11 protein-coding genes are annotated in these 14,404 nt (G+C 54.3%); 4 read left to right on the top strand and 7 right to left on the bottom strand.

Annotation, left to right across the window (positions count from 1 at the left end):
* Nucleotides 1-65 precede the first annotated feature (65 nt).
* From der to TMES_RS19665, 3 genes are all read right to left on the bottom strand, one after another.
* Nucleotides 66-1,616, bottom strand: coding sequence for a ribosome biogenesis GTPase Der (der, locus tag TMES_RS19655; protein WP_085585763.1), 1,551 nt, complete (start codon nt 1,614-1,616; stop codon nt 66-68).
* Between the two features lie 115 nt (nt 1,617-1,731).
* The gene (locus TMES_RS19660; RefSeq protein ID WP_245835523.1) at nt 1,732-3,075 is read right to left on the bottom strand and encodes an outer membrane protein assembly factor BamB family protein; all 1,344 of its coding nucleotides are present in this window, start codon (nt 3,073-3,075) and stop codon (nt 1,732-1,734) included.
* Nucleotides 3,076-3,134: 59 nt separating this feature from the next.
* The gene (locus TMES_RS19665; RefSeq protein ID WP_085585922.1) at nt 3,135-3,785 is read right to left on the bottom strand and encodes a DUF2659 family protein; all 651 of its coding nucleotides are present in this window, start codon (nt 3,783-3,785) and stop codon (nt 3,135-3,137) included.
* Between the two features lie 453 nt (nt 3,786-4,238).
* Here TMES_RS19665 and TMES_RS19670 point away from each other — a divergent pair, with 453 nt between their 5' ends.
* The 3 genes from TMES_RS19670 (at nt 4,239) to TMES_RS19680 (ending at nt 6,088) form a co-directional block, all read left to right on the top strand.
* Nucleotides 4,239-4,706, top strand: a complete 468-nt coding sequence (locus TMES_RS19670; RefSeq protein WP_211275969.1) for a hypothetical protein — start codon at nt 4,239-4,241, stop codon at nt 4,704-4,706.
* Between the two features lie 193 nt (nt 4,707-4,899).
* Entirely contained in the window at nt 4,900-5,253 is a 354-nt protein-coding gene (locus tag TMES_RS19675; RefSeq protein ID WP_085585767.1) for a DUF2794 domain-containing protein, read from the top strand.
* Between the two features lie 19 nt (nt 5,254-5,272).
* Complete coding sequence (locus TMES_RS19680) at nt 5,273-6,088, top strand: tetratricopeptide repeat protein (protein WP_085585769.1); 816 nt, start codon at nt 5,273-5,275, stop codon at nt 6,086-6,088.
* 114 nt (nt 6,089-6,202) lie between these two features.
* On the opposite strand, the gene TMES_RS19685 is transcribed toward TMES_RS19680, so the two are convergent.
* The 4 genes from TMES_RS19685 to fliN all read right to left on the bottom strand — a co-directional run bounded on the left by TMES_RS19685 (nt 6,203) and on the right by fliN (nt 12,993).
* Entirely contained in the window at nt 6,203-7,231 is a 1,029-nt protein-coding gene (locus TMES_RS19685; RefSeq protein WP_085585771.1) for a ribonucleotide-diphosphate reductase subunit beta, read from the bottom strand.
* Nucleotides 7,232-7,255: 24 nt separating this feature from the next.
* Nucleotides 7,256-9,133 carry a ribonucleoside-diphosphate reductase subunit alpha gene (locus TMES_RS19690; protein ID WP_143589751.1) on the bottom strand — a complete coding sequence of 626 codons (1,878 nt, stop codon included), beginning with the start codon at nt 9,131-9,133 and terminating at the stop codon, nt 7,256-7,258.
* Nucleotides 9,134-9,795: 662 nt separating this feature from the next.
* Nucleotides 9,796-12,150 (bottom strand): glucose/quinate/shikimate family membrane-bound PQQ-dependent dehydrogenase, encoded by a 2,355-nt coding sequence (locus TMES_RS19695; RefSeq protein WP_085585774.1) that lies wholly within the window; start codon nt 12,148-12,150, stop codon nt 9,796-9,798.
* A gap of 540 nt (nt 12,151-12,690) precedes the next feature.
* The gene (gene fliN / locus TMES_RS19700; protein WP_085585776.1) at nt 12,691-12,993 is read right to left on the bottom strand and encodes a flagellar motor switch protein FliN; all 303 of its coding nucleotides are present in this window, start codon (nt 12,991-12,993) and stop codon (nt 12,691-12,693) included.
* Between the two features lie 215 nt (nt 12,994-13,208).
* Here fliN and TMES_RS19705 point away from each other — a divergent pair, with 215 nt between their 5' ends.
* A complete protein-coding gene (locus tag TMES_RS19705) occupies nt 13,209-14,309 on the top strand; it encodes a PLP-dependent cysteine synthase family protein (protein ID WP_085585778.1) in 1,101 nt (366 codons plus the stop codon).
* Nucleotides 14,310-14,404 lie beyond the last annotated feature (95 nt).

Consider the following 14,404-nt stretch of genomic DNA (forward strand, 5'->3'; position numbering starts at 1 on the left):
GCCCGCCGACTGAGGGCCTCATTGATCGGCTTCGATCAATGAGGTTTGGTATAAAATGCTGGTGATCAGCGTTTCTTTTTCTTGGCAAACGGGTTTTCGCTGCTGCGCACAAAAATGCGGATCGGAACGCCCGGCATGTTAAAATCTTCGCGCAGCCCGTTTATCAGATAACGGGTATAGCTTTCTGGCAGTTCAGCCGCCTTGGAACAGTTGATAAAGAAACTTGGCGGCCGCGCCTTGGCCTGCGTCATATAACGCAAACGAATACGACGCCCGCTAATCACCGGCGGCAAGTGACGCTCGGTGACAACTTCAAGCCAGCGGTTCAACTGCGAGGTCGGGATACGGCGGCTCCAGATATCATAAATCTCGAGAACGCTCGGCATGATCCGGTCCGACCCGCGCCCGGTCAGTGCGGACAGGGTGACAATAGGAATACCGCGTGCCTGCGCAAACGAGCTTTCGAGCGTATCGCTAAGGTGTTTCATATAAGCAGGCTTGTCTTCGACCAGATCCCACTTGTTGACACCAATAATCAGCGCCCGGCCTTCTTCAAGCACCATGCGGGCAATCGTCAGATCCTGCTTGTCGATGGTATTGGTGGCATCAATCATCAGCACAGCAACCTGCGCATAACGAATAACGCGCAAGGTATCGCTCACCGACAGTTTTTCAACACGGTCGTCGATTTTCTTTTTGCGGCGCATCCCGGCGGTATCAACCAGCCGGATCTCGCGGCCGTCAAAGCTCCAGTCAACGGCAATCGCATCGCGCGTCAACCCGGCCTGCGGCCCGGTCATTACACGGTTTTCCTTCAAAAGCTGGTTCATCAAGGTCGATTTGCCAACGTTCGGGCGGCCGATGATAGCAAGCTGAATTTTGCCTTTGTCACGCGGCAAATCATCCGCGTCTTCTTCATCGTCTTCGTCAAATTCGCCTTCTTCTTCGGCAGACGTCAGGATATCGCCCAGATCATCGGGCAAATCGTCACCGTCGAAATCATCGTCATCGTCGGTGCTGTCATCGCCATCGCTGTCGTCTTCGTCGCTGCTGGCCTCGGACGCGGCACGCACCAGTTCGGCCTGCTCGGCCTTGCGGGCATCGCGTTCTTTCTGGCGGTCATCTTTCCAGTAAGGCAGCAAGATATCGATCAGCAATTCCATGCCCTGGCCATGTTCCGATGAAATCGGCGCAACATCGCCCAGGCCCAGACCATAAGCTTCATACAAGCCCGGATCCTGCGCTTTGCCTTCATGCTTGTTGGCAATGACATGGACCGGTTTTTTACGCTTGCGCAGCCAGTCGGCAAAATGCTTGTCGAGCGGCGACAGGCCTGCACGCGCATCAATCAAAAACAGGGCAACATCGCAATCTTCAAACGCGATTTCGCTTTGCTGGCGCATCTTGCCTTCGACGGAACCGTCAAACGCATCTTCCAGACCGGCCGTATCGATAACGGTAAAGGTCAAATGGCCAAGCCGTGCCTTGCCATATCGACGATCACGCGTAACGCCAGGCTGGTCATCGACAAGCGCTAGCTTCTTGCCCACCAGGCGGTTAAACAGGGTCGATTTCCCGACATTCGGGCGACCGATAATGGCAACTTTCAAGGTCATCTGACTTCAGACTCTTTATAAAAACGGCGATGTGCGCCACGATACATATATCGGTGGCGCACCCGCAAAAAACAGGGAAAGGCAAAGCCCTTCAAAACTTATTCTGATCGACGCTTTAGCGATAGGCGACCAGTGACGCATTTGCTGTCAGGAAATACAGTGTATCCCCGACAACAATCGGCGGCAATGTTAACGGCCCAGGCAACGTATCGGTCCCGATGACTTTACCGTCATAAGGTGAAATCGTTTCAACATCGCCCTGCTGGTTCCCGACGATCAGACGGTCACCCGCCAGAACCGGCCCGGTCCAGACCATGGCTTCGCTTTGATCTTCCGGGTCAACATAGCGCGGCAATGCCGACACCCATTTAACCCGTCCCGAGCGCCGCTGCAAGGCAATCAGGTCGTTGGTATTCGATAGCAGGAATACATAATTGCCGGCCACCCACGGGGACTGGATACCACCTTCTTCCACTTCCCACAAACGAACACCGGTCCGAAGGTCAATCGCCACGGTCAAACCGGAATTGCTGGTGGCAATCACAAGGTCATTATCAATCACCGGCAGGCCGCGAATATCGGCAATGGCGGAAACCGCGTCTGTCCGCCCGGCTGATGCCAGCGTATCAGACCAGATCACCTGACCATTTTCAACGCGAAGGGCATAAAGCTCGCCGGTACTATAGGCCGAAATCACCACACCCTGGTCCACAGCCGGGCTGGCACCGCCAATAAATGTCGCGCCTTCGGCGGCACCGCGATGGCTCCACAGGATTTCACCGCTATAGGCATTCAGGGCCACGGTCTGGTTATCAACCGTAATCACAAAGACCCGGCCCCCGCGCACGGTGGGGGCGGCACGCATCGGGGCGGTCAGAGTTGTGCGCCATTTCACTTCGGCACTGGCGGCATCAATGGCAACCACTTCGGCAAAACCGGTGGTCGCATAAACCATGCCATCGGCATAGGCCACACCAGAGCCTAAAAGCGTGCTGTCCCCTTCCTGATCCGGGGCGATATCAACGCTCCAGATCTGCTTGCCGGTTTTCGCACTAAAGGCCCGCACGTCGGCATCGGCATCGATGGTAAAAACAACACCTTTGCCAATAACGGGCTGGTTCAACAAAATGTCTTCTTCCAGCGACCCGGTGCCAATGCTGCTGGACCACTGCTTTTTCATCGTTTCGTTGTCAAACGCCAGATGCTGCAACGAATGGCTGGGCACACCGCCATTCTGGGTCCAGTCTTCCTGAACCTGCGGCTTGGGCAGAACAACTTTCTGGTCAGTCAGGCCGGGATCAGGCACCAGAGTGCTTTGCAGCGACAAAACCGCCAACCGTTCGCCGGGCAAGGGCGGATCTTCAGACTCGCCCATCCAGCTCGAGCACCCCGAAACCAGAACGGCGAAGCCCAATACGCATAAAACGGATTTAAAACGGCCCAGACGGTGTAATTGCAAAACCATATCCTTTAATTCTGTCCCGAAGGGCCCCCGCAAGGAACGCCCCTTATCGACAATCAGGCCTTGATCGCCTTCAAAAGCTCGCTCGCACGGCCACGCATGTCCGATGGTGCTGTTTTGTCATCGGCCAGTTCGGTCAGAAGCGATTTTGCTTCGTCGATCTTGCCCGCAGCAATATTTAAAACAGCCATCATTTCACGGGCCGAGTGATACCACGGGTTTTCCGGCACCGCGATCGGCTTCAGGCGCGAAATCATCGCTTCGGCATTGTCGGCAGTGCCACTGTTCATGGCAATCTGCACCACAGCCAGATCGCGATAGACCTTGTCTAGATCACTGTCCGCCGCAATGGCTTCAAGTTCCTTGACGGCATTGGCCGTATCGTTCTGGCTTAGGTAAACACGGGCCTTCTGGAAACGACCCAGGGCGACAAAGCCGTCATTGCCCTTGGCAATGATGGTATCGAGCGCATCAAGGGCAGCCTGGCTTTTATCGGGGCCAGCATTGACCAGTTCCAGCGCATTAGCAAAACGCGTACCGTTTTCAAGACGGGAGGAATGTTCATAACTTTTCCAGCCTTCCCGGCCCGCCACGCCCAGCACAACAACGGCAGCCACCGTGATGACGACCTTGCCGTATTTGCGCCACAGGCGCTCCGTGCGTTCGCGCTTAAGGTCTTCTTCGACTTCCTGGAAAATATCGACCACGAAACCCGCTCCAATTCGATCAAAATAAAGCGGGCCACATGCCCGCCCGTCAGAATAAAATAACGGCAAGGATTTAACGCGTCACGGCCCAAGGGGTCAAGGGTGCTGCATGGTTCAGGCGTATTTTAACCGTGCTAAACGCTAATTTTGCTCGATTCACCTAAACTGGCAGGCAAAACACCGCTGGCTTGGCAAAAATTTCACTGTCCCGGCAAGGGTATTGGCAGCACTGGCCGGACTGCCAATATATTGCATATCGCAATCACAGCCCCTCGCCCCGATATAGGATGAATGACAAAAGCAGGCACATAAACCACACCGGTTTACCCCCGCATGCCACTTAACTGTTTAACCGGCATAAAACTTGCTTTATCGAAGAAGAAGATCTTGGGGATCAGATCATAACAACCGTAACCCGGCAATTTTGTCCGGGTTGCAAAGGGATAAAATCGCATGACCGGCACATATATACGCGCAGCCCGGCCACAACCCCGGCAAAAAAAGGCCGTGCAATTGTTCGTACAGGGTTGTTTCCATTATCGCCCCCTAAGGGCTGCCTGCGGATTATTTGCCATTCTTGCCGGTCTGGGCGGATGCTCCACCTTTGATGATTCGGTGGCATCAGCCACCGGCACCGATCTTTTGACAGCCACCCAGTGGTTTGTCGCGCTAGATGTGGTCTCGATTATCAATACCGACAAAACCATCGTCGATCATATTGTATCGATGTCGACCGGGCGCGATTGTTCTACCGTGCGCTCAAGCATGGGGGAACCTTATTGCAAAACCGACCCGCTCCCCGAACCCCCGCTTTATTGTTATCGCACCCTGGCATCCGTCACCTGTTATGCCACACCCGATCCTTATAATTCCGGCAAACAAACCGTTGACTGGCCGCCCACCCGCGGGCGCAGCCTATAACGCATTACACATAGCCCATTGCCTACCCCCGGGCGTCGTGCGGCGGCAAACAACACCTCTTCGATCCGGCAATCCGCCCGGCTGTGCCAAAAAACCGCCTTTGCGACTTGAGAGGCCGCAAAAAGCGCGTTACCGTGCAAAAGCGTTGTCACCATTGATAACACTCGGCCATTTCCACAGCCCGGAGCACGGCATGGGAACACTCCTTAATCTGGCGCAATACCGCAAAGGCAAAACATTTGTTCATTTCAACCGGCTTGAATTGCAAAAACTGATGAACATCTATTCCCGGCAGGTTGCCGGGGGTGCGTGGCGCGATTACGCGATTGACCAGATGGATGGCATGGCGATGTTTTCGATGTTTCGTTCCACGCAGGAAAGCCCGCTTTTTGCGGTGATCAAACTGCCATCAGACCAGAAAAATGCCGGTCAATATGTAGCCCTTCACAGCGGCGTCAAAATCAAACAAAGCCCACAGCTTGAAACCATCCTTGAGGCCATCGAAAAACGCGCCCGCAAAGTTGTCCCGCTGTTTAAAAACCGCTAACCCCCAACCGGTTTCATCAATGTTTCACCTCTCTGCCGACCCTGCTGTTGACGACCTTTCACGCCGCCGCCACACTGTTCGCGCCGTTCACCCTGTTCGCCCCGCGCACCGCGTCATGCTGCGGGCGGCCCTGGTCGTTGCGGGGGTGGCCACCTTGTTAACCGCGTTGGCCCCGGCCCCTGCACGGGCCGATTACAAGGCAGGCTATCTGGCATACAAGGCCGGTAAATTCCGCACCGCCCAACAGGAATGGCAAGACGCCGCACCAACCGACCCGCGATCGGCCTATGGGCTGGGCTTGCTGTATTATCGCGGCAAAACCGGCGCACAGGATTACGACAATGCGGCCAAATGGTTTGGCGTTGCGGCGCGTGCCAATCATCCCGGTGCGCTTTATTACATGGGGTTGTTCTATCTGAATGGCTGGGGGGTGCCCTATGATCAGTTCAAGGCGACCGATTATCTGGAACGCGCGTTAAAGACCAACGATAAAAACGCCGAAGCCGCCTATATACTGGGCGATCAATACATGCATGGCCGGGGTGCCATGCAAAACTATGTTGATGCCGCAAATTATTATCTTAAAGCCGCGCAAATCGGCCTGCCCGCCGGGCAATATATGATTGGGGCGATGTATGAACGCGGCTGGGGTGTTAATCAGGATCTTGCCGAAGCCTATTACTGGCTCCGTTTATCGGCCCTTAACCCCATCAACACACCGCCTGGCACCGAACTGGATGCTGACCCCCAAAAGGCGATTGCCCTTTTGGAACAAAAGCTGCGCCCCGAAGAAATCCAGCATGTTGAAGACCGGCTGGGATCGACAATCCGGTAAACCCCCACGTCGTCCCCGCCCCCATGCCAATGCCCACACACACCCAAAAACAAAGGCCGCCCAACGCCGGGCGGCCTTCATCATTTCAAGAAAATTTGGCTGGCGATTGCCCGATCAGTCGAACGCCTCGCCCCAGGTGCCACGGGTCGCGGCCTTTGAATATTCGGTTGCCCGGTTTTCAAAGAAATTGGTGTGTTCAACCGCGTTTAACATCGCATCCATCCATGGCAGCGGATTGTTTTCGATGTGATAAATCGGGTCCAGCCCCAGCTGGGTCAATCGGCGATCGGCGATATAGCGGATATAGAGCTTGATATCCTTGGGGGTTAACCCCTCGACCGCACCCGCTTCGAATGCCAGATCGATAAATGCATCTTCATGCACAACAATGGTTTCGCAAGCTTCAAGCAAATCGGCCCGCATCGCATCGTCCCAAATTTGCGGGTTTTCGCGGGTAAAGGTCTTGAACAGGCGAATAACGCTTTCGCAATGCAGGCTTTCATCGCGCACCGACCATGTCACGATCTGGCCCATGCCCTTCATTTTATTAAAGCGCGGGAAGTTCATCAGCATGGCAAAGGACGCAAATAACTGCAAACCTTCGGTAAAGGCCCCAAAAACCGCCAGTGTTTTTGCCATTTTGCGCATACCGTCTTCGGTCAGGCGCAAATCACCGCAATCGTCGATATATTCATCTTCGGCGGAAATCCCCCAAATCTGCATATAATCGTATTTGTCCTTCATTTCCTTATACTGGAAGAAGGCTTCATATTCGGTTTCGGGCATGCCGATGGTATCAAGCAAATGCGAATAGGCCGCGACATGGATGGTTTCCATGTTCGAAAAAGCCGCCAGCATCATCTGCACTTCGGTGGGTTTAAACACCCGTGTGTAATGACGCATATAGCAGTTATTCACCTCGATATCGGACTGGGTGAAGAACCGGAAAATCTGCGTTAACAGGTTCCGTTCCGCATCGGTAATCGAATGGTTCCAGTCTTTCACATCATCGGCCAGCGGCACTTCTTCGGGCAGCCAGTGAATTTGCTGCTGTGTCAGCCATGCCTCATAGGCCCAGGGGTAACGAAACGGCTTGTAGACCGGGTTTTCGGTCAGAAGGTCCATGATTTTTTCGTCGGTCATATCAATCTCTTTCCAACCCCGGCCTTATTGGCACGCAAGGCATTCTTCATATTCGGTCTGGGTGCTGTCTGTATTGCCCGTGGCGGCAACCGCACTGCCTGCGGCACGCGCGGCAGCCAAAACAGCATCGATGTCAAGATCGGCAGCCTTGGCCTTGCGTGGCACATTGGCCACCACTTCGGCCCGCTGGATCGATTTCGACCGGCAGTAATAAAGGCTTTTGACACCTTTTTTCCATGCCTGAAAATGGATCTGGTGCAAGTCGCGTTTATGCACGTTGGATGCCAGAAAAATGTTCAGCGACTGTGCCTGGTCAATTTTCGGCGCACGGTCCCCGGCCAGCTCGATCAACCAGCGCTGATCCATTTCAAAGGCGGTTTTAAACACGTCCTTTTCCAGATCAGTCAGGAAATCAAGTTGCTGAACCGATCCTTCATGCACCGTGATCGAGGTCCAGACCTGTTCGTTATTCTGGCCTTTTTCTTCGAGCAACTGCGCAAGATATTTGTTGCGCACGTTAAACGACCCCGACAGGGTTTTATGGGTATAGGAATTGGCTGCTGTCGGCTCGATCCCCGGCGAGGCTCCGCCGCAAATGATCGAAATTGATGCCGTCGGCGCAATCGCCGTTTTGTTGGAAAAACGCGCCTTCATGCCATATTCCGCCGCATCCGGGCACGATCCGCGCTCGTCGGCCAGCTTTTCCGATGCCGCATCGGCGTGCTTTTTCACATGATCAAAAATCTGGTTGTTCCAGACCTTGCTCATCACCCCTTCAAGCGGAATACCCTGCGATTGCAGGAAGGAATGGAACCCCATCACGCCCAGCCCGACAGAACGTTCGCGCATGGCCGAATATTTGGCGCGCGCCATGCTGTCTGGTGCATTCTTGATAAAATCTTCCAGAACATTATCCAGAAACCGCAAAATATCTTCGATAAATTGCGGCTCTTCTTTCCAGGTCTGGTAATGCTCCAGATTAAGCGACGACAGGCAGCAAACGGCGGTGCGGTCGCCCCCATGGTGGTCACGCCCGGTCGGCAAGGTAATTTCGGCACACAGGTTGGACGTCTTAACACTTAGCCCGGCCATTTTATGATGCTGCGGTACCGCACGGTTCACGGTATCGATAAACAGCATATAAGGCTCGCCGGTTTCCACCCGCGATGTCAGAAGGCGGATCCACAACGACCGCGCGCTAACCTTGCGCACCACATGGCCGTCTTTGGGCGAGGTTAAGGCCCATTCCTCATCATTTTCCACTGCGCGCATAAAGGCGTCAGACACCGAAACACCCTGATGCAGGTTGGGTGTTTTGCGGTTCGGGTCGCCCCCGGTCGGGCGGCGCATTTCGGAAAATTCTTCAATTTCGGGGTGACTGACCGGCAAATAAACGGCTGCCGACCCACGCCGCAGCGACCCCTGGCTAATCGCCAGCGTCAAGCTGTCCATCACGCGGATAAACGGTACAACACCCGATGTTTTGCCGTTTTTGCCAACTTTTTCGCCAATCGAGCGCAAATTGCCCCAATAAGACCCAATCCCGCCACCGCGCGCGGCCAGCCAGACATTTTCGGTCCACAAATCAACAATGCCAGCCAGATTATCGTCGGCTTCGTTCAAAAAGCACGAAATTGGCAACCCGCGGGTGGTGCCACCGTTCGACAGGATCGGCGTTGCCGGCATGAACCAATGTTTGGACATATAGTCATAGATACGCTGGGCGTGATCGGCATTGTCGCCATAATAGCTGGCAACACGGGCGAACAGGTCCTGATAGCTTTCACCGGGCATCAAATAACGGTCGGTTAAAACCGCTTTGCCAAAATCAGTGAGCAATTCATCACGAGTACGGTCAACAATAACCCGCGCGCCTTTTTCATGCTGCACGACATCTAGCATTTTCATGCTGGTATCCTTCAAACTGGACGTTCATTGGCCCAAAGCCGATACGCCGCTATAATCATTCGCGACGGGTCACACCGCACCCTCTTGGTCCCGCATAAACCGGCCCTTGTCCGCGCGCAGATGCGCCAGACGACCAGCCGTTTCATACGGTGCCTGATGATGTCTTACGGGTGTGTTCCCGTGTCCCATTTTCTTTATGAAAAGAGTTTATGCCCGTTCTAACCAGCTTTGAAAACACTATATCTGGTGGATGAGGCGAATTTTTTATCCATTGATTGTATCCGTTGCGTGACAAGCCCGGATAACCGCTGATTCGGAGGGCATGTGCAAATTTGCCGCGATCCGGTCAAGGAAAACATCAAAAAATCACACCGGCCCATTTTACACGCGCACAAGAACAAAACCTGGCGCTGCCCTCAACCATCGCGAACCACCATCAACGGCATGGTCTTTGGCACATCATAAAATTCGCCATTATATCAATGAGTTACAAAAAATCACGATATGATCAGCATCCAAGCAGGGCAAAAGAATCGCGTTTACGGCCACGTTTAAGCCCTGCCCCATAAAAACAGGCACCCGCCGCAAGGACGTGGTGCCTGTTATTCGGGGTCGTTTTCCCGGCGTGGGGTTAACCCGATACCGGGAAGCCGTGATTAATTGGCTGGCAATTTATATGCCATCACATAATCACCGGGTTTGGTACCGATAGAGCCATGGCCACCGGCAACAATCACTACATATTGTGTGCCATCATCGGTGGTGTAGGTCATCGGCGTGGACTGTCCACCCGCCGGAAGGCGCGCTTCCCACAATTGTTTGCCCGTCGTCAGGTCATAGGCGCGGAAATAGTCATCAACTGCCGCACCAAGGAAAGCCACACCACCGGCGGTAATGATCGGCCCGCCAATACCGGGAACCCCCAGCTTGATCGGCAATGGCAGCGGCGTCATGTCATAGACCGTGCCGTTTTTACGTTTATAGGCAATATCACCCGTGCGCAGATCGGCCCCGGCAACATAGCCCCACGGCGGTGCCTGACACGGCACACTAATGGGCGACAGGAACGGTCCCATGCTTACGGCATAAGGCGCACCTGTATTTTGGTTAATGCCCATTTCGCTGGCTTTTTTCGAGCCCTGCGGCGGCACTTCATCACGCGGGATCAGCTTGGATGTAAATGCCAGATAGGTCGGCATGCCAAACATCACCTGGCGCTGCGGGTCCACCGCCACACTACCCCAGTTAAAGGTGCCAAAATTGCCGGGATAAATCAGCGATCCCTGCAAGGAAGGCGGGGTGTAGCGACCTTCATATTTCAACTGATGAAATTCAATGCGACAGGCCAGCTGATCAAACAGCGTAATGCCCCACATATCCTTGCCGGTCAGTTTTTGAGGCATAAAGGTCAAATCCGAACGCGGCTGAGTCGGCGCACTGTGATCTTCGGGGATCGCTCCACCCGGTGCCGCAACTTCACGCACCTTGATCAGCGGTTCGCCCGTGCGACGGTCCAGTACATAGATATCGCCCTGCTTGGTCGCACCGACCAAAGCTGGCGTTTCATTACCCATATCGTCGGAAATATTCATCAATACCGGCTGGGCTGGAACATCCATGTCCCACAAATCGTGGTGAACGGTCTGACGGACCCACTTGAGCTTGCCGGTATCAATGCTCAGCGCAACGATGGAGGATGAAAACTTTTCAACGTTTTCGCTGCGGTTCATGCCCAACTGGTCAGGCACCTGGTTACCCAGTGGAATGTAAACCATACCCAGATTTTCATCGACGGAAAAGACCGACCAGCTATTGGGCGAATTGGTGGTGTAGGTTTCGCCTTCGGCCAACGGTTCGGTTTCTGTCGGGTTGCCGGAATCCCAATTCCACAACAATTCGCCCGTGTGAATGTCAAAGGCGCGAATAACGCCAGACTGTTCCTGGGTCGAATAATTGTCGTTCACGGCCCCGCCAATGATAATTTTGTCATCAACGGCAACGGGCGGCGATGTGGAATAATAATAACCCGACGGCTTGTGTTGCATTTTCTGTTCAAGATGCAGTGTACCGTTATCGGCAAAGCTTTCACACACCGTGCCATCTTTGGCATCGAGCGCAATCAGACGCGCATCCGACGTTGGCAAATACACCCGTTCCGCACACCGGTCGCCTGCCTGCGCCTGCGGATCGGCATAATAGGTGACCCCACGGCAGGTTTGGTGCTGACGATCACTATTGGCACCCACTTTGGGGTCATACTTCCATTTTTCCTTGCCGGTTTTGGCATCAATGGCAATGGCCCAGCTATGCGGTGTGCATAAATACAGGGAATCACCCACTTTTAGCGGCGTGACCTGATAGGTCGTTTCCGGCACATCGCTGGACTGACGCACATCACCGGTTTCATAGCGCCAGGCTTCGGTCAGCTGATCAACATTCTGGGCTGTAATCTGACTTAGCGGCGAATAACGCTGCCCATACTGGGTCCGCCCATATTGGTGCCAGTCGCCATCGGGAATGGCGTTGCCCATGTCGGGGGTTTTGGCCACAACCTTGTCATTTAACTGGCCGGTAATGGCATTGGGGTCATTAATCATGGAGCCAACGGCCACCACAATGGCAATCACCACCGCCAGGCTAAGGCCAATGCCATTGGGGTGTTTTGTTTTGCCCCCCAAATCGGCATCCCCGCTTGACTGGGCAAGCCCCCGCCGGACCCACGGCGTTAACAGCCAAAGCCCCAGCAACACCGGAATACCACCGCGCGGGGCCAGTTGCCACCAGTCAAACCCGACTTCCCAAACCGCCCAGACAAGGCTGGCGATCAGAAACGCCGCATAAAGCCACAGGACCATGGCCTTGCGACGTTGCAACAGCCACGCAACCAGCAAAAAGACAACGCCCGCAAGGGCGTAATACCAGCTACCACCCAGCACAATCAGCCACACACCGCCCGCAGCAAGTGCAACACCGATCAGCGCAAAGACGACAACGCTCAGCAGATTAATCATCTATCTGTTCCATTTCGTTTTGCAGCAACACAGCACCTGTTTACCCGTCCATGAAGACAGACCGTCAGACAGCACCCGTAAGGCACCCAAAGGCCAGCATACCGTATCAAACCCAGATTTCCGGCTATGGTCCGCAACGGCGAAATCATATCCGGCCACATCCATCGGCCAGCCTGCATGACCTTTCCAGCGCCAATAACGAGGGAAACACCCCGCCCAAAACCAGATAGCCAACACAGGAAACCGGGCGTCTGTCCCTCCAAAACAAGGCACATCCCCACCCGTAACAGACGAAATATGGAATTCGTTTAATATAAAAACGCGAAACAGGGCGTTCGGTTCCATAAGGAACGGACGATTTTCACATCATCCCGACAATGGTGGCATGCGCCACACCGTCGCGTTGCCATCACGCTATAATGTCGGTTATTTCAAACGGATAAACAACATCGGAAAAAGCCGGCAAGGGCTGGAAAAGCACGATTACAATGGAGAAAAACAAATGCGACGCATCAGCATGGCGGCCTGTAACATGGCTGTTCAATGGTGGGTCTCAACAACCATGCCCGATTTGATCACTTCGGTAATGGTAACACCCAGCCGGTCATCAACCACCACAAGTTCGCCCCGGGCCACCAGGCGGTTATTGACATAAATATCAACCGGTTCACCAACCTTGCGGTCAAGTTCCAGCACCGCCCCGCGCGTCAGGCGCATCAATTGTGACACCTGAATCTGGCTTTTACCAATCACGGTCGAAACCCGAACCGGAATATCGTACGCCGCACCAATTTCGCTTTCGCCGTGGCGTTTTTCGTAATGGTCTTTTTCTTTTTCGGCCATGTCGGTAAACCATTCCTGAAATCTGGCGTGCAAGGGGTGTTGGCAACGGGCAATCGTAACGGGTGATGATAAGCTTGTGACTATAGCCTATCGCTGAATATTTTGTTAGCAAACTGTTTTCAAAAACTACGGTGGATTTTTGTATAATTTTCCACTAAACGAAACCCCTTACCGTTGCCCATAAACAAGCCCTTTATGACAAATACAGGATCATCATGCCGCAAGATCGCCATTGGGTGGCCGATGCCATCGCCCGGATCGAAGCCGACTTTACTCGCTCCGCCGACACCCACCTGATCAAGCTCGATCTGCCGCAATTGGGCGACATTGGCCTGTATCTGAAAGATGAAAGCACCCATCCCAGCGGCAGCCTCAAACACCGCCTCGCCCGTTCGCTGTTTCTTTATGGTCTGTGCAATGGCTGGATCACCAAAGACACCCCGATCATCGAGGCATCAAGTGGCTCTACCGCTGTGTCCGAGGCCTATTTCGCCCGTCTGATTGGCCTGCGTTTTATTGCCGTGATGCCCAAAACCACCTCGCCGCAAAAAATCGCAAAAATCGCCTTTTATGGGGGTGAATGCCATCTGGTCGATAACGGCGCCATGATTTACGACGAATCCCACCGGTTAACGCGTGAGCTAAACGGCCATTACATGGACCAGTTCACTTACGCCGAACGGGCCACCGACTGGCGCGGTAATAACAACATCGCCGAAAGCATTTTTGAACAATTGGGCCGCGAACCCCACCCCGTCCCGCGCTGGATTGTGGTTGGCGCGGGCACCGGCGGCACGTCGTCAACCATTGGCCGTTTCATTCGGTATGGCAAGGTTTTGGCCCATGGCTGCGAGCTGTGCGTGGCCGACCCGGAAAATTCGGTGTTCTACGATGCCTATGCCACCGGCGACTGCAGCATCACCGGCACCTGCGGCTCTCGCGTTGAAGGCATTGGCCGCCCCCGGGTTGAACCCAGCTTCAACCCCACCGTGGTCGACCATATGATCCGGGTTCCCGATGCCGGCAGCTTTGCCGCCCTGCATTATCTGGAAAAACATCTGGGGCGGCGTTGTGGTGGCTCCACTGGCACCAACCTTATTGCGACACTCGCACTGATCAGTGAAATGAAACAGGCGGGCGAAAGCGGCTCTGTCGTGACCTTGCTGTGCGACAGCGGCGATCGTTACAGCGACACCTATTATAATCCGCACTGGATCACCGAACAGGGCATCGACCTTGCCCCGTGGCAGGCAGCCCTGGAAAAATTCGACCAGACCGGCATTTTTGATGTGAAACTGGACCGGCACAGCACCTGACAGCGCGTAAATCGGCACGCGCGAACAGCTTGTAAACACCACATACACAAAAACGGGCGGAGAAAACCCCGCCCGTTTTGTTATCATGTTCGCAT

Source organism: Thalassospira mesophila (assembly GCF_002115755.1).
Lineage (GTDB): Bacteria > Pseudomonadota > Alphaproteobacteria > Rhodospirillales > Thalassospiraceae > Thalassospira > Thalassospira mesophila.